Here is a 25,218-nt window from a genome sequence, read left to right as displayed (position 1 = left end):
ATGGGGAATCGAATCCACCGGATTAACGAATTTTTCAGGCACTTTCGTTCTTTCCTTGTTTTTTGGGCCAGCTTTTTAGCTGGCCTTTTTATTTTCTGCTCCAGACGTTTACGCACCAGTTCCGTTATACTCCAACGATAACGACTCCAAAAACAGTGCTGTAACCATGAAAACCCTCGGAACCGCCTCCGTCGCTGCCCTGCGCCAATACGTTCGTGCTGCCGAATCTGCCGGCGTGGACATCAACCGCCTTTTCGACCAGGCCGAACTGGATCAGAACATCCTCGATACCGACGACGGCCGCATCAACGGCGAGCAGTTCCAGCACTTTATTCATTTATTGTGCGAACAAACCGCCAACCCCATTCTGGGCCTGGAAACCGGCGATTTTGTTCAGCCTGGCTCCTACAGCGTACTTGGCTACATCACCATGAGCTGCGCCACCCTGGGAGAAGCCGTGGCACGCATTGCGCCGTTCGAAAAACTCGTCGGAGACATGGGCACCACCAGCCTCGCCATGAAAGGCGAAGACATCAAACTGACCTGGAACTGCAACTACACCGATCCCATCGTCCGGCCGCAACTGGTGGATAACGTGTTTGCCTCCTGGGTGAACTACGCCCGCTGGCTTGCGGATAATCAGGAAGCCTCCCCCAGCTCGGTAAAACTCCGCCGATCCTCGCCAGGTTCAGAATTTGAAAAGGCCTACCAGGAGCGCTGGCACTGCCCGGTCACTTTCTCGGCCGAGGAAGACAGCATCACCCTCAAGAAAACCCTGCTGGAAACCCGCCTGCGTCAACCGGATCCCCTGCTCCGTAAAACCCTGGAAGCCCATGCCCTGAGCCAGCTCGCCTCCCTGGATACCGACAGCGACCTGACTTCGAAAGTCCGCCACAGCATCCAGCAACAACTGATGCACGGTATTACCAGACAAGACATGGTGGCCGAAGACCTGGGCATGACCAGCCGGACTCTGCAGCGAAAACTTGGCCAGGAAGGTGTGTCTTATCAAAAACTTTTAGATGAAGTGCGGCAAAAAATGGCCGAGGACTATCTTCGCAACAGCGAGTTGGCCATTCCGGATATCGCATTAAGGCTGGGATACAGTGAAACCACGTCGTTTCACCGGAAGTTCAAAGCGGTCACGGGGAAGACGCCCGGAGAGTTCCGGGCGTCCGTAGAGCAGACTTAAAGCTTGCGGCCTTTGCCAGCAGCAATCCGCAGACGCAGGGCATTCAGCTTGATAAAGCCTTCCGCATCCTTCTGATCGTACGCACCCTGATCTTCCTCGAAGGTGGCAATCTTCTCGTCGAACAGAGAATCCTCAGACTTACGGCCAACCACATCCACATTACCCTTGTAGAGCTTCAGACGAACGGTGCCGTTTACATAGTGCTGGGTCTGATCGATCAACGCCTGCAGCGCCTCACGCTCTGGCGACCACCAGTAACCGTTGTAGATCACTTCGGCGTAGCGCGGCATGATGCTGTCTTTCAGGTGCGCCACTTCGCGGTCCAGGGTGATGGACTCGATGGCACGGTGGGCACGCAGCATGATGGTGCCGCCCGGGGTTTCGTAACAGCCGCGGGACTTCATGCCCACATAGCGGTTCTCGACGATATCCAGACGACCGATACCGTTGGCACCCGCCAGCTTGTTCAGGGTTTCCAGAACCACGTGAGGCTTCATGTCCTGACCATCGATGGCAACAATGTCGCCCTTCTTGTAGGTCAGCTCAACGTAGGTCGGCTCATTCGGCGCGGCTTCCGGAGACACACTCCAGCGCCACATATCTTCCTCGGCTTCCGCCCAGGGATCTTCCAGGTTGATGCCCTCGTAGGAGATGTGCAGAAGGTTGGCATCCATGGAGTATGGGCTCTTGCCCTTCTTCATTTCCACCGGGATGTTGCGCTCTTCGCAATATTTAAGCAGCTTCTCGCGGGAATTCAGATCCCACTCACGCCAGGGCGCAATCACCTTTACACCCGGCTTTAGTGCGTAGGCACCGAGCTCGAAGCGAACCTGGTCGTTACCCTTGCCGGTAGCGCCATGGGAAATGGCATCGGCGCCGGTTTCATTGGCGATATCGATCAAACGCTTGGCAATCAAAGGACGAGCAATGGAGGTACCCAGCAGGTACTCACCCTCATAGATGGTGTTCGCGCGGAACATCGGGAACACGTAATCGCGCACAAACTCCTCGCGCAGGTCCTCGATGTAGATTTCCTTAACGCCCAACGCCTCGGCTTTCGCCCGCGCCGGCTCAACTTCCTCGCCCTGGCCGATGTCGGCGGTGAACGTCACCACCTCACAGTTATAGGTATCCTGCAACCACCGAACGATTACGGAAGTATCCAGGCCACCGGAATAGGCCAGCACCACCTTTTTGATATCAGACATGCCCTTGCTCCAGACTGAACAGAATGGATGTGTTGAAAATAAGGGCAGTATTGTACGGGAGAGCGGGGGGAATGGCTATTGGGCCGGGGTATTACCCAGCCCAACAACCGGGGATAGCATAGCAAGCAGCTTGGTGCTTCAAACAGCCTGCTGCTGGCCCATGGCCTCTTCGCGGATGCCATCCCAGCCATCTTTGATGGCTCGGAGCAGATCAGCAACCTCATCGAGCTTGGCAACATCATTCTTCGCATTCGCCTCGAAAAGGGTCCGCTCCATGTAATCATAGAGACCTTCCAGTCGAACTGCCAGATCACCACCCTTCTCAAAATCCAGGAAGCTGCGCAGGCCGCCGATAATCTCAATCGCCTTGGAGATCAGCTTGCCCTTGCCTTCGTAATCCTTCGCCTGCATCCGTGCCTTTGCCATGTTGATGCGCTCAAGAGCACCGTTGTACAAAAGCTGGATCAGCTTGTGGGGATCGGCATCGGTGATGCTGGTTTGGGTGTTTACGCGCTGGTATGCCTGTAAACCGTTCATATCAGACCTCTTCGTTCGCTAACCGGCCAACGCCGATCAGTTGTTGTTCCGGTTGTTTTGGGGTGCAAGCGCGGCAAGCTGCTGGCTTACGTAGTCCTGGGTGCTATTCAATCGAGCGATCAGTGAGTCTGCAGCTGAAAACTGGGCTACAAGCCGTTCGCGGTAAGACTCAATGCGTAAATCAAGCCGTGCCCGATCCTCCGAAATACGCTCAAGATCTTTTTGAAGACCGTTTGTCTTAGCTTCTAGGGAACCATCCAAGCCAACAATACTGGAAATCAGATCGACTGAACGATCGCCAACCCCCTGAATGAAGTTAATATCCCCTCGGCTTCCAACAGTTCCACCAGTAACCCGCAGCTGCATACCGGCAGCACCGCCAGTACCTTCCACAAACAAGACCTGACCTTCCCCGGTTGCCCGCTGTCCATTGACAGTTCCGGCAACATCCTGACCTGCAATACCTGTCGAAACATCCAGTCCCAGAGTAGCGGCGGAATTCGTATCCACGGAGGTCAGGTTAACATTGGACTCACTCCCGTAAGCTTCAGAGGTGAACTTGATGGCTCCGGAAGTTGCGTCAAATTCAGCTGTAACCGACCGCCCGGTAGCTGCAAGTGCCGAACTGTCATTCAGCTGCGTCTGAATTTCTGCGGCCAGAGCCTCCCGGGTATACGTGCCAGCCGTCAGTTGGATGGACACCGAAGTCTCACCATCTACCAGGAAGGATAGCTCATCATTGTCGACATCAATCGTCACATCACCAGCGCCGACACTAGCGCCAGATAACGACCCCTGGGTAGCCAGTTGAGAGATATTTACGGAATAGTTGCCGGGCGAGGTATTAACGCCACTGCGAATAAACTCGATCTGCTCATCAGAGGCTCGACCCTGCTCAGCAAAGAGGGCAGTTACATCGTCCGGGTTAGCCTGTAACTTTTCGGTGAATTTGGTGCGATCAAAATCAAGCCCACCTGTTTCATAATTCGTGGTAATGCCAACATCCGCCAGCGTTCTTACAGAGGCGTTCTCCAACCCCGGCACAACACGCCCCATAATCTGGCGCATCTGATTCTGTATGCCTCGGATGGCCGAGTCGCCCGAGAGAATTCCTCCCTGGCCGGTTTCCGCATTGAATCCGGAAAGCCCCTTGATCGTCTGCTGAAGTGCGTTAAATTTTTCTACAAACGCGCCAACCCGATCTGCAACCTTTCCGAGATCCTGACTCACCTTGACTGTCGAGGTAACGCCCGCCTCAGAAACTTCGAGCGAAACACCATCGATGAGATTCTCAATATTGTTCGTCGGCCGACTGATAGAAATACCGTTTACCTGAACGACTGCATCCTTCGCTTCAACCGTTTCGGTCAGATTGTTGGTAACGCCATCGAAAGCGAACTGCGACAGACCGGCGGTATCCGTGCTGTTACCATCGGAATCATTGACGGCTATCGATATGGCGTTATCTGCCCCGGTCTTATCAGATGACAGAACCAGCCTGTACCCGTTACCTGTATCTATAATGCCGGCGCTGGCACCGGTATCTGCGTCATTGATAGCTTGCGCGATTCCTTGCAGCGTGTTGTTGGAGCTGTCGATATCCAGGGTAGTGGTTTTTCCGCCAACAGAGATCGTCAACGACCCACTACCGACAGCCGTCGAGTCACGATCGCCGAAGCTGGCGGAGGCAAGGGACTGAGCCTGGGCAAGGCTATCAACAGTGACCGTGTAGGTACCCTGGCTGGCCTTCGCTGAATCAACGCTAACGCTTACACCATCATTGGAAGAAGTGCCCGAAAACGCCTTGAGGTTATCCGGGGAACTGAGCTGTCGCATCGGCAAGCGGAGATCGGTGATCGCACTCTTGAGCGTTCCATAGGCAGAAATCAACGCCTCAGTGCGCTGCTGATTGAAATTGAGGCGCTGTTCCGTCGGCCGACGTTCTGCCGAAACCAACTGATCCACCAGGTCTGAATTAAGGACCCCGGACCCAATGCCTAATGAAGAAATTCCTGCCATAACCGTGTCTCCTCGAGGGAGCGAACCTGTTTAATAATCCGTGTATCGGCAGAAAGCGGCAAAACTTTGCCCTTTTCATCCGCCAATTTGTAACAACTTGTAAAATGCTAGCATAACCCATAAAGCAGAGCACCGCCGGGCCCTCTCGGGTGCGGCGGTGCTGAAAAGCCATTGTTCCATCAACGCAAAAGCGGCAACGCTTTACACTTTGATGTTAAACAACGTCAGCGGTTCATCCTGTTGCAAGTTCTCTGCCAACCTCAATGCCACTTCGTCCGGAATCTGGCGAATCACTTTCTGGGTCTGCTGATCAACCACCTTCACAATGGTCTGCCCCAGATCATTATCCACTTCAAACTGCAGATCCCGCTGCACATTCTGAACAAAATCGTTCAGCTGACTGACCGCCTCATCCAGCTCTTCTCTTTGCGCTTCGTTCCGTAACTGCAGCTTTTCAGCCTTGGATACTTCTGAAGCAATCTGAGAGTTCTGAGCACGGCTTGCAGCGGACGACGAAACAGCAAGGTCGGAGGCATTCCTGCCTTCGGCCTGAGATGACGAAAATGCCCGACCCGGAGCTTGCTCACTGGTGCGAACCAGCTTCAGACCCGGGCTGTTCAGGTTAACGTCATTCATAGCTCACCTCGCTATCCTTTACGGCGTAAAGCCGGAACCCGAAGGCTCCGGCTGTTACCGTTAGCCCCTTACTGCAGGAGGGACAGAACCTGCTGCGGACGGGCGTTCGCCTGTGCCAGAACAGAGATACCAGCCTGCTGCAGAACCTGGGCCTTGGAGAGCTTAGCGGTTTCTGAAGCGAAGTCTGCGTCCAGGATACGGCTCTGGGCGGCAGAGAGGTTTTCAGATGTAGTTTGCAGGTTTGAAATCGTACTTTCAAAACGAGACTGAAGGGCACCAAACTTGGCTCGCTGTGAGTTAACTGCACTCAGCGCTGAATCTACAATTGATATCGCCGTGTTGGCACCGTCCACATCAGAGATATCGAGTTCTGAAACAGATTGCAGCTGCGATACAGAGTTCGCAGCGGTAACTACCGTTGTACCAGTCGTTCCATCATCTGTAATACTGAACGACTTATCCGAATCAAACGTCAATTCACCTGTAATCACTGCCGTGTCTGCAGTTGTGTCCGCCGCCAGGCTTGTTCCACCTACCGTCACCGCACCTGCGTTGGCAGTGGTGGTATCAGACAAGGAAATATTCTCACCCTCGCTCTGCGTCAGAGTAATGCCGTTTCCAGCATCATTTACCTGAGCGGTAATTCCTGTTTGTGACGATTGCTCATTAAATGCAGATACTGCGGCACTGAGGCCATCTGCCGTCCCTGTATCGCTGATAGAAAACGAGACTGCAATCGGATTAGCATTCGTACCAGTTACGTTTAGGGTATAAGCACCAGTAGCACCAAATGTGATATCCAACTCCGTGCTAGCTGTTGCAGAGACGCCGGTACTATCCGAAACATTGTTTACCTTCTCAGCGACACTCTTTGCGGAGTCAGTAGTGGCGACCGCAACGGTTTCAGTGTCTGAGCCGTTGATGGTTAAGTTCGAGCCTTCAAATCTTACCGCTGCAGCACCTGATGAAGCGGCGCCCGATACACGCTGCAGTCCGTACTGATCGGTGCTGAAGTTCGCAGTCGTGGCCTGAATTGTCTGGTTCGCGTTCGCACCTACCTGAAATTGAGCGGTGCCGAACGTCCCATCTAACAATTTGCTTCCGTTAAACTCAGTCGTTGAAGCAATCCTATCAAGCTCAGAAACAAGCTGGTTCACTTCATCCTGAAGTGCTCGGCGATCGGAAGATGAGTTAGTTTCGTTAGCAGACTGAACGGCCAACTCCCTCACGCGCTGCAAAATCGTGCCTGCTTCCCCAAGAGCACCCTCTGCGGTCTGCGCCAATGATATGCCATCATTCGCATTCCGAACTGCTTGATTCAACCCTTTGATTTGTGCCTCAAATCTTTGAGAAATGGCCAAACCAGCGGCGTCATCCTTAGCTGAATTGATCCTCAAGCCAGAGGACAAACGCTCGAGCGCCTGATCGGAGATAGACTGTGACTTCGTCAGGTTATTTTGAGCAGATATTGACGCGATGTTTGTATTAATACCGAGAGCCATAATGCTTCTCCTTAAAACCGTTAAGTTTTCTCTTTGAAGAGGTCTGGCGCCCGTCTTCATTTTTTGGGTGCGCCGCCCTGCTGATGTGCTTAACGGCCCTGCTCAAAGTTCCTTTAGAAAAAATCACTTTTTCTTTGTTAAACATTGTAAATCGGCTGAAAAACCGGCAAAGCACTGCCTTCGGACTCGCCAAGCTTTCGTTACTGGCCACATAGCACGTCGTCACTCATCCGCCATCTCTTACTTTAAAAACAATACTTTAGAAAATAAATACAAGAACTGGCACGCGATTCGCTAACTCCAGAGAAAACGGCAATTAAATGTATTCCGCCGGCAAACCGATGACGATGTTTATTGGGGCGGCGGCATCTCTGAGCAGGGAGAATCGACATGCCTCAGATTATTAACACCAACATTGCATCATTGAATGCTCAACGGAACCTGAATGCATCCCAGCGAGACGCTGACACCACGCTGCAACGACTGTCTTCCGGTCTGCGCATCAACTCTGCAAAAGACGATGCGGCTGGCCTCGCGATCAGTGAGCGATTCACATCGCAGATTAAAGGGCTCAATCAGGCAATTCGAAATGCCAATGACGGGATCTCCTTGGCGCAAGTTGCGGAAGGCGCACTTGGTGAATCAGGCAATATCCTCCAGCGTATCCGCGAACTCTCTGTTCAATCAGCCAACGCGACGAACTCTGCCTCCGACCGCCAGGCCCTTCAGTCGGAAGTCAACCAGCTCAAAGAAGAGCTGGAGCGAATCGCAACGACGACTGAGTTCAACGGTCTGAAACTTCTAGATGGCACCTTCCAGGCACAAAAATTCCAGGCGGGGGCTAACGAAAACCAAACCATAGCGGTCTCGATTGAAGGTGCACGCACCAAAGATCTGGCGAACAATACACTGGATGCCGCCAATCCTACCCTTAATTCGGGAACTGGCTCGTCGACAACAGCAACAGATGTAGTCGCCACAGAAAACACAATTGGCAGCCAGACGCTAACCATTTCAAGCTCACTTGATACACAGACTGTTTCTGTAGATGCAGGAGATACCGCAGAAGAAATCGCAGCTGCCATCAATAATTCAGCCGCAACGACCGGTGTTGGGGCAAACGGCCGCACAGAAGTCAGTGTCAGTAATACGGCTACAACACCGATAACTGCGCCCCAAACGATCACACTGACCGTTTCCAACGGCGAGAGCTCTGCAACCATCTCTGCGCAGATTTCCGATGCAAACGATCTCTCGCCTCTAGCCAAGGAAATCAATTCTGCCTCTGGGCGCACAGGTATCACTGCTGAAGTTGAAGATGATGGCAGTATTACGCTTGTACATCCCACCGGCAAAGACGTTTTAATCGAAAACTTCACTGCAGCGGATGGCGATCAACTAGCTGTCCAAGGCAGCGCAGACCCCTCAGCCACGGAACTCACTAGCGGCCCCACCGCTCCGACTGACAGCGTACGTGTAGCTGGTGAAATCACATTTGATTCAGCAGTCAGTTTCGCGGTCCAGTCCAGTGCCGCACCAACAGCACCCGGAGGTGCTGACACCGGGAGTATTCTAGGCGTGGCAGCAAATACATCCGTTGGGTCCAACCCTGAGGATGTGGCCAGCATTGACATCAGCTCTGTTGAAGGTGCAACCGACGCGCTGGCCATTGTTGATGCAGCTTTGGAAACCATCAGTGGGATTCGGGCCGATCTGGGTGCCGCCCAAAACCGACTCGAATCCACAATCGCAAACCTCAGCACCACCTCCGAGAACCTCTCGGCAGCGCGTTCACGAATCCGCGATGCGGACTTCGCCGCAGAATCCGCCGAACTGGCCAGAACCCAGGTCCTCCAGCAGGCTGGCCTCTCCGTTCTTGCACAGGCCAATGCAAGGCCACAGCAGGTTCTGCAGTTGCTGCAGGGTTAATGAGGCAGACCGGGTGATGTCGGATTACGCCTTTGGCTAATCCGACCTACGTTTCGATCGCAGTGACTGCCGCGGCAGGTTTTATGAGGTGTCCCATGCAAGCCAAGCATCAAGTCCAGGTATCCCAATCCCAACAGGCCCAGGTTGCCCGTCTGCTTCTGCAGGCCAATCTTGCCTACGGGGAGTCCAACAGCAATGGCCTCAGCCATATCCAGCGGCTAAAGGCCCGTCAGGAATGCCGGGGTTATCTGAACGAGGCGCTGGCTCTGGAGCCGGAGAATGCCGGTGGCCTGGGGCTGCTTGGCCGTGTGGAGATGGACGACGGGCAGCTTGAGAAGGCTCATACCCTGTTCAATGCCAGCCTGGACCATCAGCCGGACCAGGCGCAGCAGTACTGCAACCTGGGTTACTGGGCTCTCAAAACCGAGCGGCCGGCGCTTGCAGAGCAGTATTTCCTGCAAGCCCTGGACTGCGAGCGGCAATCTGCCGCCGCTTTCTGCGGTGTTGCCCACGCAAAACGATTGCAGGGGCAGTTCGATGTGGCCTATCTGCATTACCGCAAGCTGCTGGAAACCGGCGCCGAATGGGATTCCGTATACAGCGGCATGCTGACCTGCGCCCAGCACCTGGAAGTAAACAAGGCGGATTCCGCCCTGGCCCAGGATGCTATCGCCCTTCTCCAGCGGGATGGTCTGCCACATCAGGAATTGGGCCGGTTTGTCAGCGCCATTGTTCATCACCAGTATGGCCTGGATAACCCGGAAGCACAGATTTCCCTTGAGGCCGCCAGTGAAGACGATCTGCTGACCCTTGCCCTCCAGAAAACCCTGATGCCCAATCCTGCGGTGGAAGAGCTGGTTACCCTGCTGCGTCGAGCAATCATTGCCGAAGTCGCACAAACCGTTGAACTTCGGGACGAACTTCAGCGACTGACACTGGCCATCGCTCAATACGCCGACAGAACCGGCTATGGCCTGGCAGCTGAAGACGATGAAGAACGACTGGTTTCTGCCATCAACGACAGCATCCAGGCCCAGTTTGCCCTTGGCGAGGAACAGGATGGCCTCATCGGTTCGCTGATGATCAGCGCGATGTATGGCGCCCTCTTCCATCAGCAGTTCGCGGTGCAACTTGGCCAATGGAACCTGGTTGACTGGCCTTTGTCATTGCAGCCCGTTCTGGCCGCCAGCTACTACGATCGCGCCAAGGAAGAGGCGATCAAACAGAATTTCGATGAAAAAGCCGAGGAGCTCTGCCTGGATAAGACCGATGTTCCCCAGGCATGGCCGTCCTGGTCTCGGTTGGCCTACCGCACCGAAAGCAGCCTTAAAACATTGATGGCCACCGAACTAGGGCTGGAAACCGACTATCTCCCGGCCACCCTTCGCCTCATGGTGTGCGGTGCGCAGTCCGGCCAGCGGGCGATGGAGCTGGCCAGCTATCTGGACGATGTGGAAGTGATCGCTGTGGATGAATCCCTGGCCAACATCGCCAAAGCCACTCGCATGGCGAACGAGATGGGCATGGATAACATCGTGTTCTGGCCCTGGTCCATTGCCCAGCGTTTTGTCGCAGATGGCCACCAGGTGCACTGGATCGAAGTCGGTCGCCTGCCCTCACCGGCCATGGCCACCCTGTCTCTCGCGGCCCTGGTTAACCAGGCCACCGGCTCGGGCGCTGTGGTGCACATGCACACCGTCATTGCCGAGCAAACGTCCGGTGACAAACAGATTCGCAAATTGGTCAGTGAGCACCAACTCCAACCCACCCGCCAGACACTGCGCCAGCTCCGCCGGATGGTCCTGGCCAATAGAAACGATGCCGCCTGGCAGGACCTGACCGCTGATGCCGATTTCTACAGCCTCGGCGGCTGCAGGGACAGATGGTTCAGGCCGCAGGACACAGCCCAGCTGAAAGAGTTGATGGCCATGGCGAGTAATGAGGTGGAATGGAAGCTCGTGAAAGCCCGGGATGTGGATGGCCACAGCCTGGCAACCGGGCCGGTTCAGAAGCAGATTCAGGCGGAGGCACTGGGCAGTGAGGTGCAGAGTCTGATGGGGCAGAATTTGAGTGTTTATTTCGTGAAGCGGCGGTGAGTTAGCTCCGGGCCTGGGGTGTCGGATTACGGCTTTCGCCTAATCCGACCTACGGGGTGGAATCTGCGCGTACTCGGAAGCCATGTAGGTCGGATTAGGCGAAGCCGTAATCCGACAAGAAAGCGCCTTATTCCAAAGCAAAAGGCGTGAACCCGGGGGCCGATGCAATTTTCGTCTGCCCTCATTTTCGAGGCATTCGTCCAATATCAATTGTCGATGATTAATCAGCGCTCAGAGCTTCCCGCGCCTGATTCAAAACGTCATTCAGATTGCTTTCCACCACACCCCAAACAATCACCGGATCGATAGTCGCATAGCCGTGAATAAGCACGTTCCGAAATGCGATCATCTTTTTATAATCGACAAACCGCTCAGCCTCGTCCGGAGCAATCTTGTGTAACTTACCCATTGCCTCTCCGATGATTTCGAACTGGCGCTCAACAGCAGACTGCAACAACTCATCACTCAGATAATCGTCTTCACTGCTACCAGCAACAAAACGCTGAACCTTCTCAGCAGCTTCAAGAATATCGTAAAGGTACTTGAGAGCCTCACGCTGCATACAAGGAATGCCGCTCTTCAAGAACCGAGGCTCTGAAATAAGGGTTGGTCAAGGAGGACACAGTGACCAGATCCACGGAGCGAGAAAACATCACTTCAAGATCTTCTTTTAGCCCGAAAAACGCCTCAGCTTTTTGGGTGGCGGGTAAAGCCGGATCAAAATCCACAAGAAAATCCAGATCACTGTTCTCATTGAAATGCCCTGTGGCGGCTGAACCAAAAACACCAAACGACATTACCCGGTGCTTTTCACAAAGCCGCCGAATCTCGTCCTGTTTTTCTTTCAGCATTTCCAGTGCATTAGCTGCAGCCATACTTTACTCAATCACTTGCAGGTATGTGTTTGGAGTTTAAACCTTGCCCCCCAAACAATAAAGAAAGCGGCGGCCGGAACGGCCAACATCCTTATCCTCAGATATAAGGAATCAAAGACTCCCCATACAAATGCAAATCCTCAAGAATATGCCGCCTCTCCGGCGTCAGTTCCGGGTCCGCCGCCAGGCGCTGTAGCTCCTGGGCATACGCCTCCAAAGACCGCCATCCCTTCTTCGGGTGCATCAACCTCTGGCTGCGAAACTCTTCCCAGCGCTCCAGCTCCTCACCCATCAGGCTGCCCGGATAGTTCCGGGCCCGATAGCGAAACAACAGTTCATGCAGGCGATCATCTTCGAAGGTCACCTCCAGCTCGCCGAGAGTTTCCACCGGCTGCTCAAGCACCCAGTTCAGCTTCTCGCGGTCAGTTTTGCTGATAAAGCCGCCAGCATAGAGCTGTTCGTCCGGGTCCGTGAGGTCGCTTTCGTGGGGCTGGTCGAAGGCCTCGGCAATCCTGGCTGGTAGATCCGGGGCCTTGCGCAAGATGGCCAGGTTGGCCCGCAAAGTATCACCATCCAAGGCCAGTTCTTCCAGGCGTTCCTGTGAAAGAGTGGAGAGCATGTTCGCCGGCGCCAGCACCGGGCACTTGTTCAGTTGCACCCCTTTCAGTGGAAAGCGGCTTACGCCCTCCCCCAATTCCGCCTGGGAAGTAAACACCCGCTCACGAATCTGCTCAGGGCTGGCGTTTATCAACTCGCTGGGGTCTTCACGCAGGTCGTATACGATCACCAGGTTCTTGTTGGTGGGATGCTCGGCTACGGGTGCGACCAGGGCACAGCAACCCCGGCTGGCCGGGTACTTGGCGGATATGTGGAACACCGGCTTCATGGTGGCGGTGTCCAGCATGGCGCGGGCAGAGTGTTTATCCTTGTTCTGCAAAACAAAATCAAAGAGCTTTGGCTGTTTCTCCTTGATCAGCTTGGCCACTGCAATAGTCGCCTCAACATCCGACATGGCATCGTGGGCGGCTTCGTGGGCAATGCCGTTGGCAACGGTCAGTTCCTCCAGTTTGAAGCTGGGGCTGCCATCTTCCTTGCGGGGCCAGTTAATGCCCTCCGGGCGCAGGGCGTAGGTCAGGCGCACCATATCAATGATGTCCCAGCGGGAATTGCCGTTCTGCCATTCACGGGCGTAGGGATCACGCAGGTTGCGGTAAAGGGTGTGGCGGGTAACCTCGTCGTCGAAGCGCAGACTGTTGTAGCCAACCACACAGGTACCTGGCTGGCTGAAAGCTTCGTTGATCTGGGCGATAAACTCGGCCTCCGGAAAACCGTCTTCCAGGACATTTTGAGGAGTAATGCCGGTGATCAGGCAGGCCTCTGGCGCTGGTAAGTAGTCATCGGCAGGCTTGCAGTAGATTACCAGCGGTTCTTCAATGACATTAAGATCCGCATCCGTTCGCACGCCGGCAAACTGGGAAGGCCTGTCGTGAACCGGGTCTACCCCGAAGGTTTCGTAATCGTGCCAGTAAAACGAACGGATCAAGGGACTAAGCTCCTGCCGAATGGGTTAAACACTGGCAGGAGTTTAGCATTTAAAACAATTGGGTACCCATATCGTCCCGATGGGTCTGCAGCCGATCGACGCCTTGGGTAATCAATTGGCTCATATCCACTTTCATACTCGTGGGCAGATTGATAAACACCCCTTTGCCAGCGTTGATTACATTGGCACCGTCCGGGCTCTGCCAGTCCACCCCTTCGCGCTGGAAACCAATGAAGAAATCGCTGGTGAAATCGGTAACACCATCAGCGCCCTCTTCGCCAACATACAGCGACTGAAGGTGCGTCAGAGGTGCGCAGTTAGTGCCTGAGGCACAGTCTGCCGTTCCATCGTCAATGCCGATATGGCTGGCCCGGTAATTGGTGGCCTGGGTGTTCTCATCAAAAAGCGTAGCGTCGTATTCCTGGCCATCACTCACCAGCTTCAGTCCGATATCGCCACTGAAACTGCTGGTCAGCGAGGAAATTGAACCTCTCGCCTGCCCGAACCCCATACGAAAGCCAGAAAGCTTACCCTCTGCAGGGTCTTCCGCCAGCTCGATATAAGGTTTGAACGCCTCGAAATGAACGGTATCGCCGGCACTGTAGGTACGGCCGTTGAACTGCTCACCGTCGTTGCGGGCAATATGGCCCAGCGCAACATGCTGTGCAGCGAAGTCCACACCGCCATCAATCTCGCCGGCCTGCACGTCATCCACGTTCATCCGGGTTTCCACGTCCATGGTCAGCGTCATACGCGTGAAGGCGTGGGTATCCCCCGGTATGTTCTCAATCTGCATAAAAGCCTGCCCGGTCACCTCACCCATTGTTTCCTCAGAAATGGGCTTCAGCTCGGCCTGGGCAACGGGCGCAATACCCAGGCAGAACAGGGTGACGGCAGCGTATCCATACGCTCGCTGTCTCATATTTTGTGTCTCTGAAGTAGTGTTGAGGGAGCCTCTGACTAACTCCGAATTACCTCTGCGAGCTCTGAGGGCTTCAGGTGCAAGGCGCAGTTCGCAGCCAATGGCCGTAGCCCTTGGCAAGAGCTGCAACGTAGCAGATGAAGCCCTCAGAACTCGCCCTCCGGGGCCTGCAGAGCGATTCACACTCCGCGTTGCGACTTTTTGAAAGGCACCCAGCCTTCCTGCAAAGTCGCGCCTTGATTGTGAACCGCTCTGTAGGCCAGAGGTGATCCGGAGTTAGTCAGAGGCTCCCTTGAGCCAGTTTCCGACGCCCGACTCCACTGCAGCCCGGTTTATTTTTGATTTTCCGGTACTCACAGGCGGCAGGGTTTTGCATTATTTTTTATTTGCCGCAAACACACTATAACCAAGGCAGAACGGCCAATAGAGTGAGCAGAGTCACAATCGCCGTTTACAATTCAGTAATACTCAACCAACTTTGAATACAGTCACAAAACCTTTGGCTTAATATACTTACAGCTTCTTACTCATTGTTACGAGTGCTGTAGCAAACGTGTACACAACAAAGACTGCTGGTATACTTTCGCACCTTATGATCAACCCCCTGGCCCCATCAATGACCACCCGCATACTGATCTGCGACGACTCTGCCCTTGCCAGAAAGCAAATGGCCCGGGCCCTGCCAGAAGGATTGCGTGGGGATGTCAGCTTCGCGAAAGACGGTGTGGAAGCACTGGAGAAATTGCGCCGGCACGAGGCCGAGCTGATGTTCCTGGATCTGAACATGCCGGAGATGGACGGCTATCAGGTTCTGGAGCAGGTTCGCAAGGAAGATCTGCCGGTCATGACCATCGTGGTTTCCGGCGATATCCAGCCAGAAGCCCGGGAGCGGGTAAAAAAGCTGGGCGCCCTCGACTTTATCAAGAAACCCACCGAAACCTGCATTGTGCTCGACCTGCTGGTGGAATACGGGGTGTATCGCCCCGGAGAACTCGAAGACACGGCACTGCAGGACACCAGTCTTAAAAGCGCAGGCAGCCCTACCCCTGAAATCTCCGTTTCCCTGAACGACTACCTGCAGGAAATCTCCAACGTCGCCATGGGCCGGTCCTCGGATCTGCTGGCCCGCCTGTTGCGCGTGTTCGTAAAGCAGCCGATTCCCAAGGTCGCCTTCCTGGCCAACTCCGAACTGCATATGGCCATTTCCTCCGTCAGCGACAGCAACACCTATTCCGCCGTGTGCCAGGGGTTCACGGGAGCCGGTATTGCCGGGGAAGCACTGCTGCTATTCGCAGACGCCAGCTTCCGGGAAATGGCAGAGATGCTTCACTACGACACCCTTGAGGGTGAAGCGGTGAATGTGGAAGTGCTGATGGATATGTCCAGCATTCTCTTCGGCGCCTTCCTCAAAGGCATCGGCGACCAGCTGGACCTGAAGCTTGGCCTGGGCCACCCCACCGTGCTCGGCCAACACCGGCAAATCTACGAACTGCTGGAACACCACAGCGCCAGGGAAGAACAGCTGCTGTGCATCGAAATCTGCTACACCCTGGAAGACCGCGACATCGAATGCGACATGCTGATCCTCCTCACCGAGGATTCAGTGCCTTTTCTCGAAGATCGCCTGCAATATCTGGTGGACTGACTCATGGCCATAGAAGAATCTGAAGCCAATTCGTTTCACTGGCTGATGGACATGCTGGAATCTGTGGAAGTGGGCCTGGTGGTGCTGGACCTGGATTTCAAAGTCGAAGTCTGGAACGGATTCATGGAAAACCACAGCGGCATCACCGCCAGCAAGATCCAGGGCCAGGTACTGTTTGATGTATTCCCGGATATCCCCCAAGCCTGGCTGACCCGCAAAGTGGACGCCGTAGCTTTGCTCAACACCAAAGCCTTTACCTCGTGGGAGCAACGCCCCTACCTGTTCCAGTTCCGCAATACCCGGCCTATCACCGGTACCGAAGAGTACATGTTCCAGAACCTCACCATCAGCCCGCTCTCCGGCACAAATGGGGAAGTCGAGAAAGTGTGCCTGATGGTGTACGACGTTACCGACATCGCCAGCAGTAAAATGGCTTTGGAACGGGCCAACGAACAATTGGCCAAACTTAGCATGACAGACCGCCTCACCGGCCTGCTCAACCGGGGCACCTGGGAAAACCTGGTGGATGCTGAATTTGAACGCTTCCGCCGCTACGGCCACACCACCAGCCTGGTAATGTTTGATATCGACCACTTCAAGCCGGTGAACGACACCCACGGCCACCTGGCCGGGGATGAAGTGATTAAACACACCGCCAGCATCACCCGCAATGCCATCCGCCAATCCGACAGCGCCGGCCGCTACGGTGGTGAGGAATTCGGCATCATACTGCCGGAAACCGACGCCGAAGGCGCACGCATCATCTGTGAGCGAATACGGGAAACCATTGAACAAAGCGTGGTGGAAACCAGCGGGGCACCGATCCGCTATACCATCAGCATTGGCATTGCCCAGTTAACGGAAGAGCCTGAGAACTATATGCAGTGGATGCAGAAAGCGGATGAGGCGTTGTATGCGGCGAAGGAAGGTGGTCGGAATCGGGTTGTGGTGGGTTAAAAGCCCCTCTCCTCGAAAGGAGAAGGGCCAGCTGGCATCAGTCCTGCTGCCAGCTCTGCACAGCTTCCTTACCGTGCTTCTGACGCCATTCGTTCAGCGTCTTGTGATTGCCACCGCGAGTCTTGACCACTTCACCGGTGTGCGGGTTCTTGTAAGTCTTCATTGGGCGCTTCGGGCGGCTACCAGCAGTTGAATCGGTCTTGCCACCCGCCACTGAGGGATCAATAGCAGAGAGAATCTGAAGTACATCCTTCGGCGACTTGTCATACTCCTTCATCAAGGCGCGAACCTTGTTTTCAAACTCCAGTTCACCTTTCAGAGCCTGATCTTTTTCAAGCTGTTCCAGCTCTGCAGCAAGCTTTTCCATAAGCTGTTTTTTCTGGTAATAGTCGTTAATCTTTGCCATGGAATTAAAACCTTATTCAAATAGGGGCTTTAAAAACTTAATTGGAGTTGACCAAAAGTCAACCAAGATAATAATCAAATAAATGTGATCTGGCAAAATTATTTATTTACGAGCCTTTAATAAAAAAGCCAGTCAAGTTGACCGGCTTTTAAATCACACTCTGTACAAATTTTGTACTTACAGTCTGAGATCCGCTTCACCCAACGGCAAAACCCCCTTCAGATCAAACAGAACACCATTATCTTTCAAATAAGCTCGCAGCTCTTTTGAAGATTTGGCGGCATATTCACGATGGGGCACCGCAAGAAACAGCGCATCATAATCTCCGGATTTCGGTGACTCCACCAGAGAAATACCATATTCATGATCGGCTTCGGTATTATCCGCCCAGCAGTCCGTTACATCCACGGAACAGCCGAAATCCTCCAACTCTCGAATAACATCAATCACCCGGGTGTTCCGCAAATCCGGGCAGTTTTCCTTAAAGGTAAGACCCATTACCAGCACTTTTGATGACGCCACAGTATGCCCGGCTTTAATCATTGCCTTAACCAGTTCGGCTGCTGCATAGGGGCCCATATTGTCGTTTACCCGCCGGCCGGACAGAATAATTTCAGGATGGTAACCAATAGCCTGGGCTTTGTGAGTGAGATAATAAGGGTCAACACCAATACAGTGGCCACCTACCAGGCCGGGTTTAAACGGCAGGAAATTCCACTTTGTGCCCGCTGCCGCCAGCACTTCATGGGTATCAATTTTCAGACGCGAAAAAATCATCGAAAGCTCATTCATCAGCGCTATATTCAAATCACGCTGGGTGTTTTCGATAACCTTTGCCGCTTCGGCCACTTTGATGGAACTGGCTTTGTGAGTGCCTGCAGTAATAACACTGGCATAAAGCGCATCCACTTCATCGGCAATTTCCGGAGTGGAACCAGAAGTCACTTTCATGATGCTGGTTACCCGATGCTCTTTATCACCCGGATTTATTCGCTCAGGACTGTAACCTGCAAAGAAATCCTTGTTAAACGCAAGACCGGAGACTTTCTCCAGTACCGGCACGCAAACCTCTTCCGTGGCGCCGGGATATACCGTGGATTCGTAAATCACAATATCGCCCTGCTTCAAAACCTTGCCTACGGTTTCGCTGGCTTTTACCAGAGGGGTTAAATCCGGAGTTTTGAATTCATCAATCGGGGTAGGCACCGTGACAATATAAATCTGGCAATCACGAATGCCTTCAAGATTATCGGTAAAAGACAAACCCGACGCGGCAGCCAATTCTTCCCGGGACACCTCACGGGTGAAATCAACGCCATCTTTCAGCTCGGCAATCCGTTTTTTATTGATATCGAAACCGACAATTTCCCGCTTTTCACCAAAGGCCGCGGCGAGAGGCAGCCCCACATAACCCAGACCAATAACTGCAATTTTCTTCATTTGAAATCCTTTCCCAGAAAGTATAGCCCGGCGATCATTCGCCCTACTCTGATGGAATAATTATGTCTGTACCAGCCAGGGATTGAAAACACCTTTTCAACGCCAGTTTGGCGACCGAATCACCGTGGACAATTCGAATCTCACGGGGAGGTACAGGTATACCTGCTACAAACGCCACAAGATCCGATTGCCCCGCATGGGCCGAATACCCCCCGACCTGATGAATCCGTGCCCGGATATCGTAGCGTTCATCATCCAACTCAACCCAGCCACCGCGATGCCCATAAGTAAGAATATCCCTTCCTGGCGTTCCTGCGGCCTGGTAGCCCACAAAGAGTACATCGTTCCGCTTATCCCCCAGCATCGCCTTCAGGTAATTCACCACCCGGCCACCGGCGCACATACCGGAACCGGCCAGAACCACACAAGGGCGATGGGAGCGGGCCAGGTAATCCACCGCATTCAGGTGGTCTTCGTGGGAATTGATGACCGTGAGTTGCTCAAAAGAGAGCGGATGCCGGCCCTGGCGTACCAGGTCTGTGGCCTCAGCATCCCAGTAGGGCTTCAGGTCTCGGTAGATTCGGGTGAATTCCGCTGCAAGCGGTGAATCAACCACAATTTCAAGATCGTTCCACGTTAGCTTCTTTGTCGGATTACGGCTTCGCCTAATCCGACCTACGGGTGCGGGCTTGTCTTGGGTTGTCGGATTACGGCTTCGCCTAATCCGACCTACGGGTGCGGGCCTGTCTTGGGTTGTCGGATTACGGCTTTGCCTAATCCGACCTACTGGTTCGGACTCATCTTCGTAGGTCGGATTAGCGCCGCTATGCGGCGCGTAATCCGACACCCCACCCAGAGCCCTATCCCCAAATTCGTGGATCAGACTCTCCATCTCATAAAGCAACTCCTGCGTCCGCCCAATACTGAACGCCGGCACCAACACCGTGCCGCCATCTTCTAGGGCGTGCTCCAAAACCGCCTTCAGCCGATAGCGCCGCGTTTCCCGGTCCTCATGGTCCTTATCCCCATAAGTACTCTCAATCACCAGCCGGTCCGCCCGCTCCGGGGATTGGGGCGCCGGCAGCAAGGGTGCATGGGGCGCCCCGAGGTCGCCACTGAACACAATCCGCTCTGCAACATCCCCCTCTACCGCATCACACTCCACATAGGCCGAGCCCATAATATGCCCTGCTCTCTGCAGCCGAACCGATAACGAGAAGTCGCCCTCGGCAAACACCGAATGCCACTGGCCGTAAGGGACCGGCACCAGGCGGGAACGTATCAGCCCCAGAACCCGCTCAATCAGCTGCCGGTCGCGGGTGAAGCCGATTTTCAGGGCATCCTCCAGAATCTCCGGCAGCATAATGGCTGAAGGCTCGGAACAAATAATGGGCCCGTCGAAACCCGCAGCCAGCAAATAGGGAATGCGCCCCACGTGGTCGATATGCACGTGGGTGACCACCAGGGCCCGGATATGTTCGATGGAAAAATCAATGGAGAGATCGGAAGCAGAAGCGCCGCGGCCCTCATCCTGGCCCTGAAACAGGCCGCAGTCGATCAGGATGCCGGCGGAGTTTGTGGCGGTGAAGTTGGGGTCTGACCCCATGGGGTCAGACCCCGTTTTCATGCCCGGAGTCAGAGTCAATTCATGACAAGAGCCAGTTACGCCAGAAGTGGCGCCGTGGTGAGATATCGAAATCATGCTTAAACGTCCTTGTTGATAATTCTGAACCCGCCCCAGTCCCCGGCCAGGTTTTCTATTCGTTTACCGGTTACCGAAAATCTTCTTCCCTGACCGGAGAGTTCCTGCTTATGTCATGCGTGGCTACCTTGCCAACAACGGCTTTCAGGTGCTTGGGCGCCAACCCGAAGCCCGGGCGAACACTCCGTACATCTTCGCCGGATATGACGTGCCCCGCCTTGATATCATTCACAAAGTACAGGGAACGGCGAAACAGCGCGTTACCCTGCTCGCTGGATTTTCGACCGTAATTCACCTCGCCAAGTGCCCTCCAGGCTGTCTTGCTATCCCGGCAAAGCGCTTTGAGGTCCTCAGGCTCAAGGGAAAAACTGTCATCCGGACCACCGCCAGAACGGTCGAGCGTGAAGTGCTTCTCAATGATTGATGCACCCAGTACAACGCTGGCAATCGCCGTTGTATTGTCCAGGGTGTGATCGGAAAGCCCTGTTACCAGGCCGAAACGCTGCTGCATGTCGACAATGGTCCGCAGATTGTAGTCTTCTGCCGGCGCCGGGTAGCCACTTACACAGTGAAGAATCGCCAGCTGTTTACAGCCAGCTCCGCGCGCCGCATCAATGGCCTCCCGGATTTCTTCCGCATCCGCCATTCCGGTGGAAATGATCATCGGCTTGCCGGTGCGGGCCACGTACTCGATCAATGGCAGATCTACAGCCTCAAACGAGGCGATCTTGTAGGCAGGTGCGCCGAGTTCCTCAAGCAGATCAACAGCGGTGGTATCAAACGGGGAGCTGAAAATCGTAATCCCCCGCTCCCGCGCCCGCTCAAATAGAGGCTTGTGCCACTCCCAGGGCATGTGAGCCTCTTCATATAACTCGTAGAGGGTACGACCGTCCCAGAGCCCGCCTTTGATTTTGAAATCATCAGCATCGGAGTCCAGGGTGATGGTCTCGGGACGGTAAGTCTGCAATTTTACCGCGTCTGCCCCGGCTTCGGCCGCTTCATCAATGATCTTCAGAGCCGTTTCAAGCTTGCCGTTATGATTGGCGGACAGCTCCGCAATTATGTAAGGCGTCTGAGATGATGAAATTTCACGACCATCAATGACAATTTTTGCTTCACTCATAAACACGCCCTTAAACTTTTATTTCGCGTTTTTCCACTCGGCAGCCAGAAGGCCAAAACAGATAACGTCGTGATAACCCTCGCCATCGCAGTGTTGCTCTCTAAGAACGCCTTCCCGGGTAAATCCAAGACGCTCATGGAAGCGGATTGATCGTTCGTTAAAACCGAGCGCCTGCCCGCAGAGTTTATGCAATTCCAGCTCTTCAAAGGCGTACCTCAAGGCAGCCTCACCAAGCGACCGCCCGGTTCCTGGCTCTGCATCCGGTGCCAGATAGAAGCCCCAGTCTGCAACCTGGGCACAGCGGCTCGAGGAGATATTAACGAAGCCGACAGGGGCCGAATCAACCTCGTAGATCAGCAGACACACACCGGGGGCTTCACTGTTCCGGGCAAACCACTGCTCATGCTCTTCGGGAGAGATCTCATGGCTGGTGTACATAAACTGGCGCACATCGCGATGATTCCGCCAACTGAGAACCCTCGCCAGGTCCCCGGAGCGCATAAGTCTCAGCCGCCCACTACTCATCCGAAACCTCCCGGAGGGCATCAGCCACACGCTGCACACCCAGGCCATCGCAGATTGCGGCAGCGTTCTGACTCATCTCAAGCAACCTTCCGGGCGCGAATACTTCACGCATCGCCCTGGGCAATGTCTCTTCAATAGCGCCCGGCCACCCCAAACTGAGTGATGCGCCAGCCCGTTTCAGCGCCTCAGCGCCCGGCCGTTGGTTGTCCGCCATTACCACAAGCAAACTGGGCAAACCAAGGCAGCAGCGTTCCCAGGCAGAGCCCCCAGCGGCACCAATGGCAAGATCTGCCTGGCTCATCAACTCCGCCATGTTGCTGGCATTTACTACCACTCGTGTATCCAGACGCATTGATTCCGCTTGCTCTATCACCTCGTCGATATGAGGGCAGGCCGCCCCGAGAACGACAGTAACCCGGCAAGAGGCAACAACCCCGATGGTATCCATTACCCGCAAAAGATCGCCGGTAACATTGGCCGCATCCACGCCCCCCATACTAACAAGTATGTTCCCGGGCTCCCGGGTTTTCCTTTCTTCAACAGACAGTGCACGTGCCCGTGAGAACTCGGGCCTGAGCAAAGCGTAATCAGAGCCAATCAGCCGCTTGGCGTGGCCCGGTACCAGACCATCGTAATCATCCGGTTTACGCCCCAGATTCTGGTCCAGAAGCAAATCACACTGATGCTTTCGGTCTGCAAGGTCATCAATAGCCATCAGGCGCCGGCAACAACCAACAACCTCAGACTCCCAGCGATGATCGAGTGCGTAGTGGTCTACCACCAGCCAGTCCAACTCGATGCCTTTCAATGCCTGCAGAGTGTCCGAGGCATCGGCTTCCCAACTCACTCCCAGCCAACCGGCGTGGGGTGGCTCATTTTCAAATTCGTTGGCGCTTTGCTCCGCCCCGCCCGATGAAAGCATCAATACCTGATGCCCCCTGCTGCGCACCGCTCCCTCCAGATTTCCCGGCTTCTGCCGCATTACGAAAAAACATCGGGCACCGGCTTCTGCCAGAGCGTCTGCAAGAGTGAGGCAGCGCATCACATGGCCAGACCCTATAAGCGTGGATGCATCCACCCGAAAAGCAACCGCGAGCGATTCAGCCATTGCGCGCCCGGGCTCTCAACGCTTCAAACATATACTCGGCCGACTCCCAATCCTCATGGGTATCAACATCCTGAACACGGTAGCGGGGAATCGGGATTCCGATAGAGTCCCTCCCAAAGATCATGCGCTCCTCAAGCCAGGCTTCGGCGGTTCCCCAGTAAAACTGACCGGCGTCATGCCAGGCTTCTTCCAGATCCTGGGATCGTGTTGCAAACTGCCCGGGATGCATCATCTCTACCCGGCCGCCATCGGCAAGGCGAAGTGCACGCTGAATAGGAAAAGCGTAGCTGGTCACAGAAAACGCGAAGCTGCAGCCCGCAGATTGAAGCCGCTTTTCGCCCTCCTGAATGTCCGCAGGCATGATGAAAGGGGCTGTCGCGTAGATGCAGCAAGCCAGATCGACGACATGGCCGGCACCTACGAACCACTCAACCGCGTGACGGATTACCGGGAGTGTTCCGGTATAATCGTCTGAAAGATGCTCAGGACGCATGAAAGGAACTGCCGCTCCCAATTGCCTGGCTACTTCGGCGATCTTCTCGTCATCGGTTGAAACGATCACCTCGTCAAAACAGCCACTCGCTCGAGCCGCTTCAATGGACCAGGCGATCATCGGTTTGCCGCAGAAATCCCGGATATTCTTGCCCGGAATCCGCTTGCTGCCTCCGCGGGCGGGAATTACCGCAACCTTCATACCGAAAGGGCCTGCTTCAGTGCTGCAACCACCGCGTCCTGCTGTTCAAACGTCAGGCCGTGGTACATGGGAATGCTGATCGCCTCGTTGTAATAGCGCATGGACTCCGGAAAATCATCGGGTGCGAACCCCATGGCCTCGTAGAAGGGCTGGGTGTGGACGGGGATGTAATGCAGGTTTACACCGATCCCCTGCTTCCTGAGCGACTCGAATACCTCACGGTGGCTGGCACGAATCTCTCCCAATTTCAGTCGGATCACGTAAAGGTGAAGGCCGGAATAGCTGTCCGGATGCTGCCATGGGCTCAGTACCGGCAAATCCGCCAACAGTTCATCGTATCGCCGGGCCAGTTCATGCCGACGCTTCACGAAGTCGTCGAGCCGCGCCATCTGGCTGACACCCAGGGCCGCCTGCAACTCGGTCATACGGTAGTTAAAGCCCAGGCCCACCTGCTGATAGTACCAGGGGCCGTCTGGCTCATGGGTCATGCGGGTGGGGTCCCGGGTTATGCCATGGCTACGGAGCATCTCCATACGCTGCGCCAGTTCAGCGTCATTGGTCACTGCCATGCCGCCTTCCGCAGTTGTCACAATTTTTACCGGATGGAAGCTGAACACCGTGATATCGCTGAACCGGCCGCTGCCAATAAACTCGCCCTGATACTGGCCACCAATGGCATGGGACGCGTCCTCAACAATGCGAAAACCATAACGATCAGACAACGCCTTGATCCGTTCCATGTCGCAAGGCTGGCCAGACAGATGAACAGGCACAACCACCTTGGGCAGACGATCCTGCTCCCTGGCCTGTTCCAGCTTCCGCTCAAGCGCATCCGGGCAAAGATTGTAGGTGCGGGGGTCGATATCGACGAAATCCACCTTTGCGCCGCAATAAAGGCCACAATTTGCCGAGGCCACAAAAGTGACCGGCGAAGTCCACAGCCAGTCCCCTTCTTCCAGGTCAAGAGCCGCGCAGGCAACGTGCAAGGCCGACGTTGCGCTGTTAACAGCCACGCCGAACTTTGCACCAACGTGAGTGGCAACCGTGTTCTCAAATTCTGGAACTTTCGGGCCCTGGGTCAGGAAGTCCGATTTGAGAACTTCAACAACGGCATCAATGTCCTCTTGCGTGATTTCCTGGCGCCCGTAAGGAATCATCA

At 54.7% G+C, this 25,218-nt stretch carries 22 protein-coding genes; 5 read left to right on the top strand and 17 right to left on the bottom strand.

All coding sequences use genetic code 11. The annotated features are described in order from the left end of the window. Positions 1–166: 166 nt before the first annotated feature. Entirely contained in the window at positions 167–1,192 is a 1,026-nt protein-coding gene (locus KEHDKFFH_RS01640; RefSeq protein WP_104320304.1) for an AraC family transcriptional regulator, read from the top strand. On the opposite strand, the gene KEHDKFFH_RS01635 is transcribed toward KEHDKFFH_RS01640, so the two are convergent. From KEHDKFFH_RS01635 to KEHDKFFH_RS01615, 5 genes are all read right to left on the bottom strand, one after another. Beyond that, the gene (locus tag KEHDKFFH_RS01635) at positions 1,189–2,400 is read right to left on the bottom strand and encodes an argininosuccinate synthase (RefSeq protein ID WP_104320303.1); all 1,212 of its coding nucleotides are present in this window, start codon (positions 2,398–2,400) and stop codon (positions 1,189–1,191) included. The genes KEHDKFFH_RS01640 and KEHDKFFH_RS01635 overlap by 4 nt on opposite strands. Positions 2,401–2,538: 138 nt before the next feature. After that, positions 2,539–2,937 carry a flagellar export chaperone FliS gene (fliS, locus tag KEHDKFFH_RS01630; RefSeq protein WP_104320302.1) on the bottom strand — a complete coding sequence of 133 codons (399 nt, stop codon included), beginning with the start codon at positions 2,935–2,937 and terminating at the stop codon, positions 2,539–2,541. A gap of 36 nt (positions 2,938–2,973) precedes the next feature. Continuing rightward, a complete protein-coding gene (gene fliD / locus KEHDKFFH_RS01625; RefSeq protein WP_104320301.1) occupies positions 2,974–4,956 on the bottom strand; it encodes a flagellar filament capping protein FliD in 1,983 nt (660 codons plus the stop codon). A gap of 201 nt (positions 4,957–5,157) precedes the next feature. Then, the gene (locus KEHDKFFH_RS01620) at positions 5,158–5,592 is read right to left on the bottom strand and encodes a flagellar protein FlaG (protein WP_104320300.1); all 435 of its coding nucleotides are present in this window, start codon (positions 5,590–5,592) and stop codon (positions 5,158–5,160) included. A gap of 68 nt (positions 5,593–5,660) precedes the next feature. Then, a complete protein-coding gene (locus KEHDKFFH_RS01615; RefSeq protein ID WP_104320299.1) occupies positions 5,661–7,094 on the bottom strand; it encodes a flagellin N-terminal helical domain-containing protein in 1,434 nt (477 codons plus the stop codon). A 390-nt stretch (positions 7,095–7,484) separates the two neighbouring features. Here KEHDKFFH_RS01615 and KEHDKFFH_RS01610 point away from each other — a divergent pair, with 390 nt between their 5' ends. Further along, complete coding sequence (locus tag KEHDKFFH_RS01610) at positions 7,485–9,023, top strand: flagellin N-terminal helical domain-containing protein (RefSeq protein WP_104320298.1); 1,539 nt, start codon at positions 7,485–7,487, stop codon at positions 9,021–9,023. Between the two features lie 95 nt (positions 9,024–9,118). Beyond that, complete coding sequence (locus tag KEHDKFFH_RS01605; RefSeq protein ID WP_104320297.1) at positions 9,119–11,119, top strand: tetratricopeptide repeat protein; 2,001 nt, start codon at positions 9,119–9,121, stop codon at positions 11,117–11,119. A 220-nt stretch (positions 11,120–11,339) separates the two neighbouring features. Here KEHDKFFH_RS01605 and KEHDKFFH_RS01600 read toward each other — a convergent pair whose 3' ends face one another. The 4 genes from KEHDKFFH_RS01600 to KEHDKFFH_RS01585 form a co-directional block, all read right to left on the bottom strand. Beyond that, a complete protein-coding gene (locus KEHDKFFH_RS01600) occupies positions 11,340–11,681 on the bottom strand; it encodes a HepT-like ribonuclease domain-containing protein (protein WP_104320296.1) in 342 nt (113 codons plus the stop codon). Next, positions 11,671–11,994 carry a nucleotidyltransferase family protein gene (locus tag KEHDKFFH_RS01595; protein WP_104320295.1) on the bottom strand — a complete coding sequence of 108 codons (324 nt, stop codon included), beginning with the start codon at positions 11,992–11,994 and terminating at the stop codon, positions 11,671–11,673. Before KEHDKFFH_RS01595 ends, KEHDKFFH_RS01600 begins: the two co-directional genes overlap by 11 nt. A 97-nt stretch (positions 11,995–12,091) precedes the next feature. After that, a complete protein-coding gene (sbcB, locus tag KEHDKFFH_RS01590) occupies positions 12,092–13,537 on the bottom strand; it encodes an exodeoxyribonuclease I (RefSeq protein ID WP_104320294.1) in 1,446 nt (481 codons plus the stop codon). Between the two features lie 49 nt (positions 13,538–13,586). Continuing rightward, entirely contained in the window at positions 13,587–14,459 is an 873-nt protein-coding gene (locus tag KEHDKFFH_RS01585; RefSeq protein WP_104320293.1) for a hypothetical protein, read from the bottom strand. A gap of 616 nt (positions 14,460–15,075) precedes the next feature. Between KEHDKFFH_RS01585 and KEHDKFFH_RS01580 the strand changes: the two genes are divergently transcribed. After that, positions 15,076–16,104 (top strand): response regulator, encoded by a 1,029-nt coding sequence (locus tag KEHDKFFH_RS01580; protein ID WP_104320475.1) that lies wholly within the window; start codon positions 15,076–15,078, stop codon positions 16,102–16,104. 3 nt (positions 16,105–16,107) lie between these two features. Further along, a complete protein-coding gene (locus KEHDKFFH_RS01575; RefSeq protein WP_104320292.1) occupies positions 16,108–17,061 on the top strand; it encodes a sensor domain-containing diguanylate cyclase in 954 nt (317 codons plus the stop codon). A gap of 37 nt (positions 17,062–17,098) precedes the next feature. Here KEHDKFFH_RS01575 and KEHDKFFH_RS01570 read toward each other — a convergent pair whose 3' ends face one another. The 8 genes from KEHDKFFH_RS01570 to pseC form a co-directional block, all read right to left on the bottom strand. Beyond that, positions 17,099–17,467: a histone-like nucleoid-structuring protein, MvaT/MvaU family gene (locus tag KEHDKFFH_RS01570; RefSeq protein WP_062782058.1), complete on the bottom strand. Its 369-nt coding sequence runs from the start codon at positions 17,465–17,467 to the stop codon at positions 17,099–17,101. Positions 17,468–17,644: 177 nt separating this feature from the next. Beyond that, positions 17,645–18,907: a Vi polysaccharide biosynthesis UDP-N-acetylglucosamine C-6 dehydrogenase TviB gene (tviB, locus tag KEHDKFFH_RS01565; RefSeq protein WP_064228748.1), complete on the bottom strand. Its 1,263-nt coding sequence runs from the start codon at positions 18,905–18,907 to the stop codon at positions 17,645–17,647. A 43-nt stretch (positions 18,908–18,950) separates the two neighbouring features. Continuing rightward, positions 18,951–20,609: an MBL fold metallo-hydrolase RNA specificity domain-containing protein gene (locus KEHDKFFH_RS20335; protein WP_104320291.1), complete on the bottom strand. Its 1,659-nt coding sequence runs from the start codon at positions 20,607–20,609 to the stop codon at positions 18,951–18,953. Positions 20,610–20,679: 70 nt separating this feature from the next. Then, complete coding sequence (pseI, locus tag KEHDKFFH_RS01555) at positions 20,680–21,732, bottom strand: pseudaminic acid synthase (RefSeq protein WP_104320290.1); 1,053 nt, start codon at positions 21,730–21,732, stop codon at positions 20,680–20,682. An 18-nt stretch (positions 21,733–21,750) separates the two neighbouring features. Continuing rightward, positions 21,751–22,257 (bottom strand): UDP-4-amino-4,6-dideoxy-N-acetyl-beta-L-altrosamine N-acetyltransferase, encoded by a 507-nt coding sequence (gene pseH, locus KEHDKFFH_RS01550; protein WP_338418378.1) that lies wholly within the window; start codon positions 22,255–22,257, stop codon positions 21,751–21,753. Then, positions 22,250–23,365 carry a UDP-2,4-diacetamido-2,4,6-trideoxy-beta-L-altropyranose hydrolase gene (pseG, locus tag KEHDKFFH_RS01545; RefSeq protein WP_104320288.1) on the bottom strand — a complete coding sequence of 372 codons (1,116 nt, stop codon included), beginning with the start codon at positions 23,363–23,365 and terminating at the stop codon, positions 22,250–22,252. Before pseG ends, pseH begins: the two co-directional genes overlap by 8 nt. Continuing rightward, positions 23,358–24,059 carry a pseudaminic acid cytidylyltransferase gene (gene pseF, locus KEHDKFFH_RS01540; protein ID WP_104320287.1) on the bottom strand — a complete coding sequence of 234 codons (702 nt, stop codon included), beginning with the start codon at positions 24,057–24,059 and terminating at the stop codon, positions 23,358–23,360. The genes pseG and pseF overlap by 8 nt, the downstream gene beginning before the upstream one ends. After that, positions 24,056–25,216 (bottom strand): UDP-4-amino-4,6-dideoxy-N-acetyl-beta-L-altrosamine transaminase, encoded by a 1,161-nt coding sequence (gene pseC / locus KEHDKFFH_RS01535; protein WP_104320474.1) that lies wholly within the window; start codon positions 25,214–25,216, stop codon positions 24,056–24,058. Before pseC ends, pseF begins: the two co-directional genes overlap by 4 nt. Positions 25,217–25,218 lie beyond the last annotated feature (2 nt).

The organism is Marinobacter maroccanus (assembly GCF_002933275.1).
Lineage (GTDB): Bacteria > Pseudomonadota > Gammaproteobacteria > Pseudomonadales > Oleiphilaceae > Marinobacter > Marinobacter maroccanus.
This window is presented reverse-complemented; position numbering and strand designations above follow the sequence as displayed.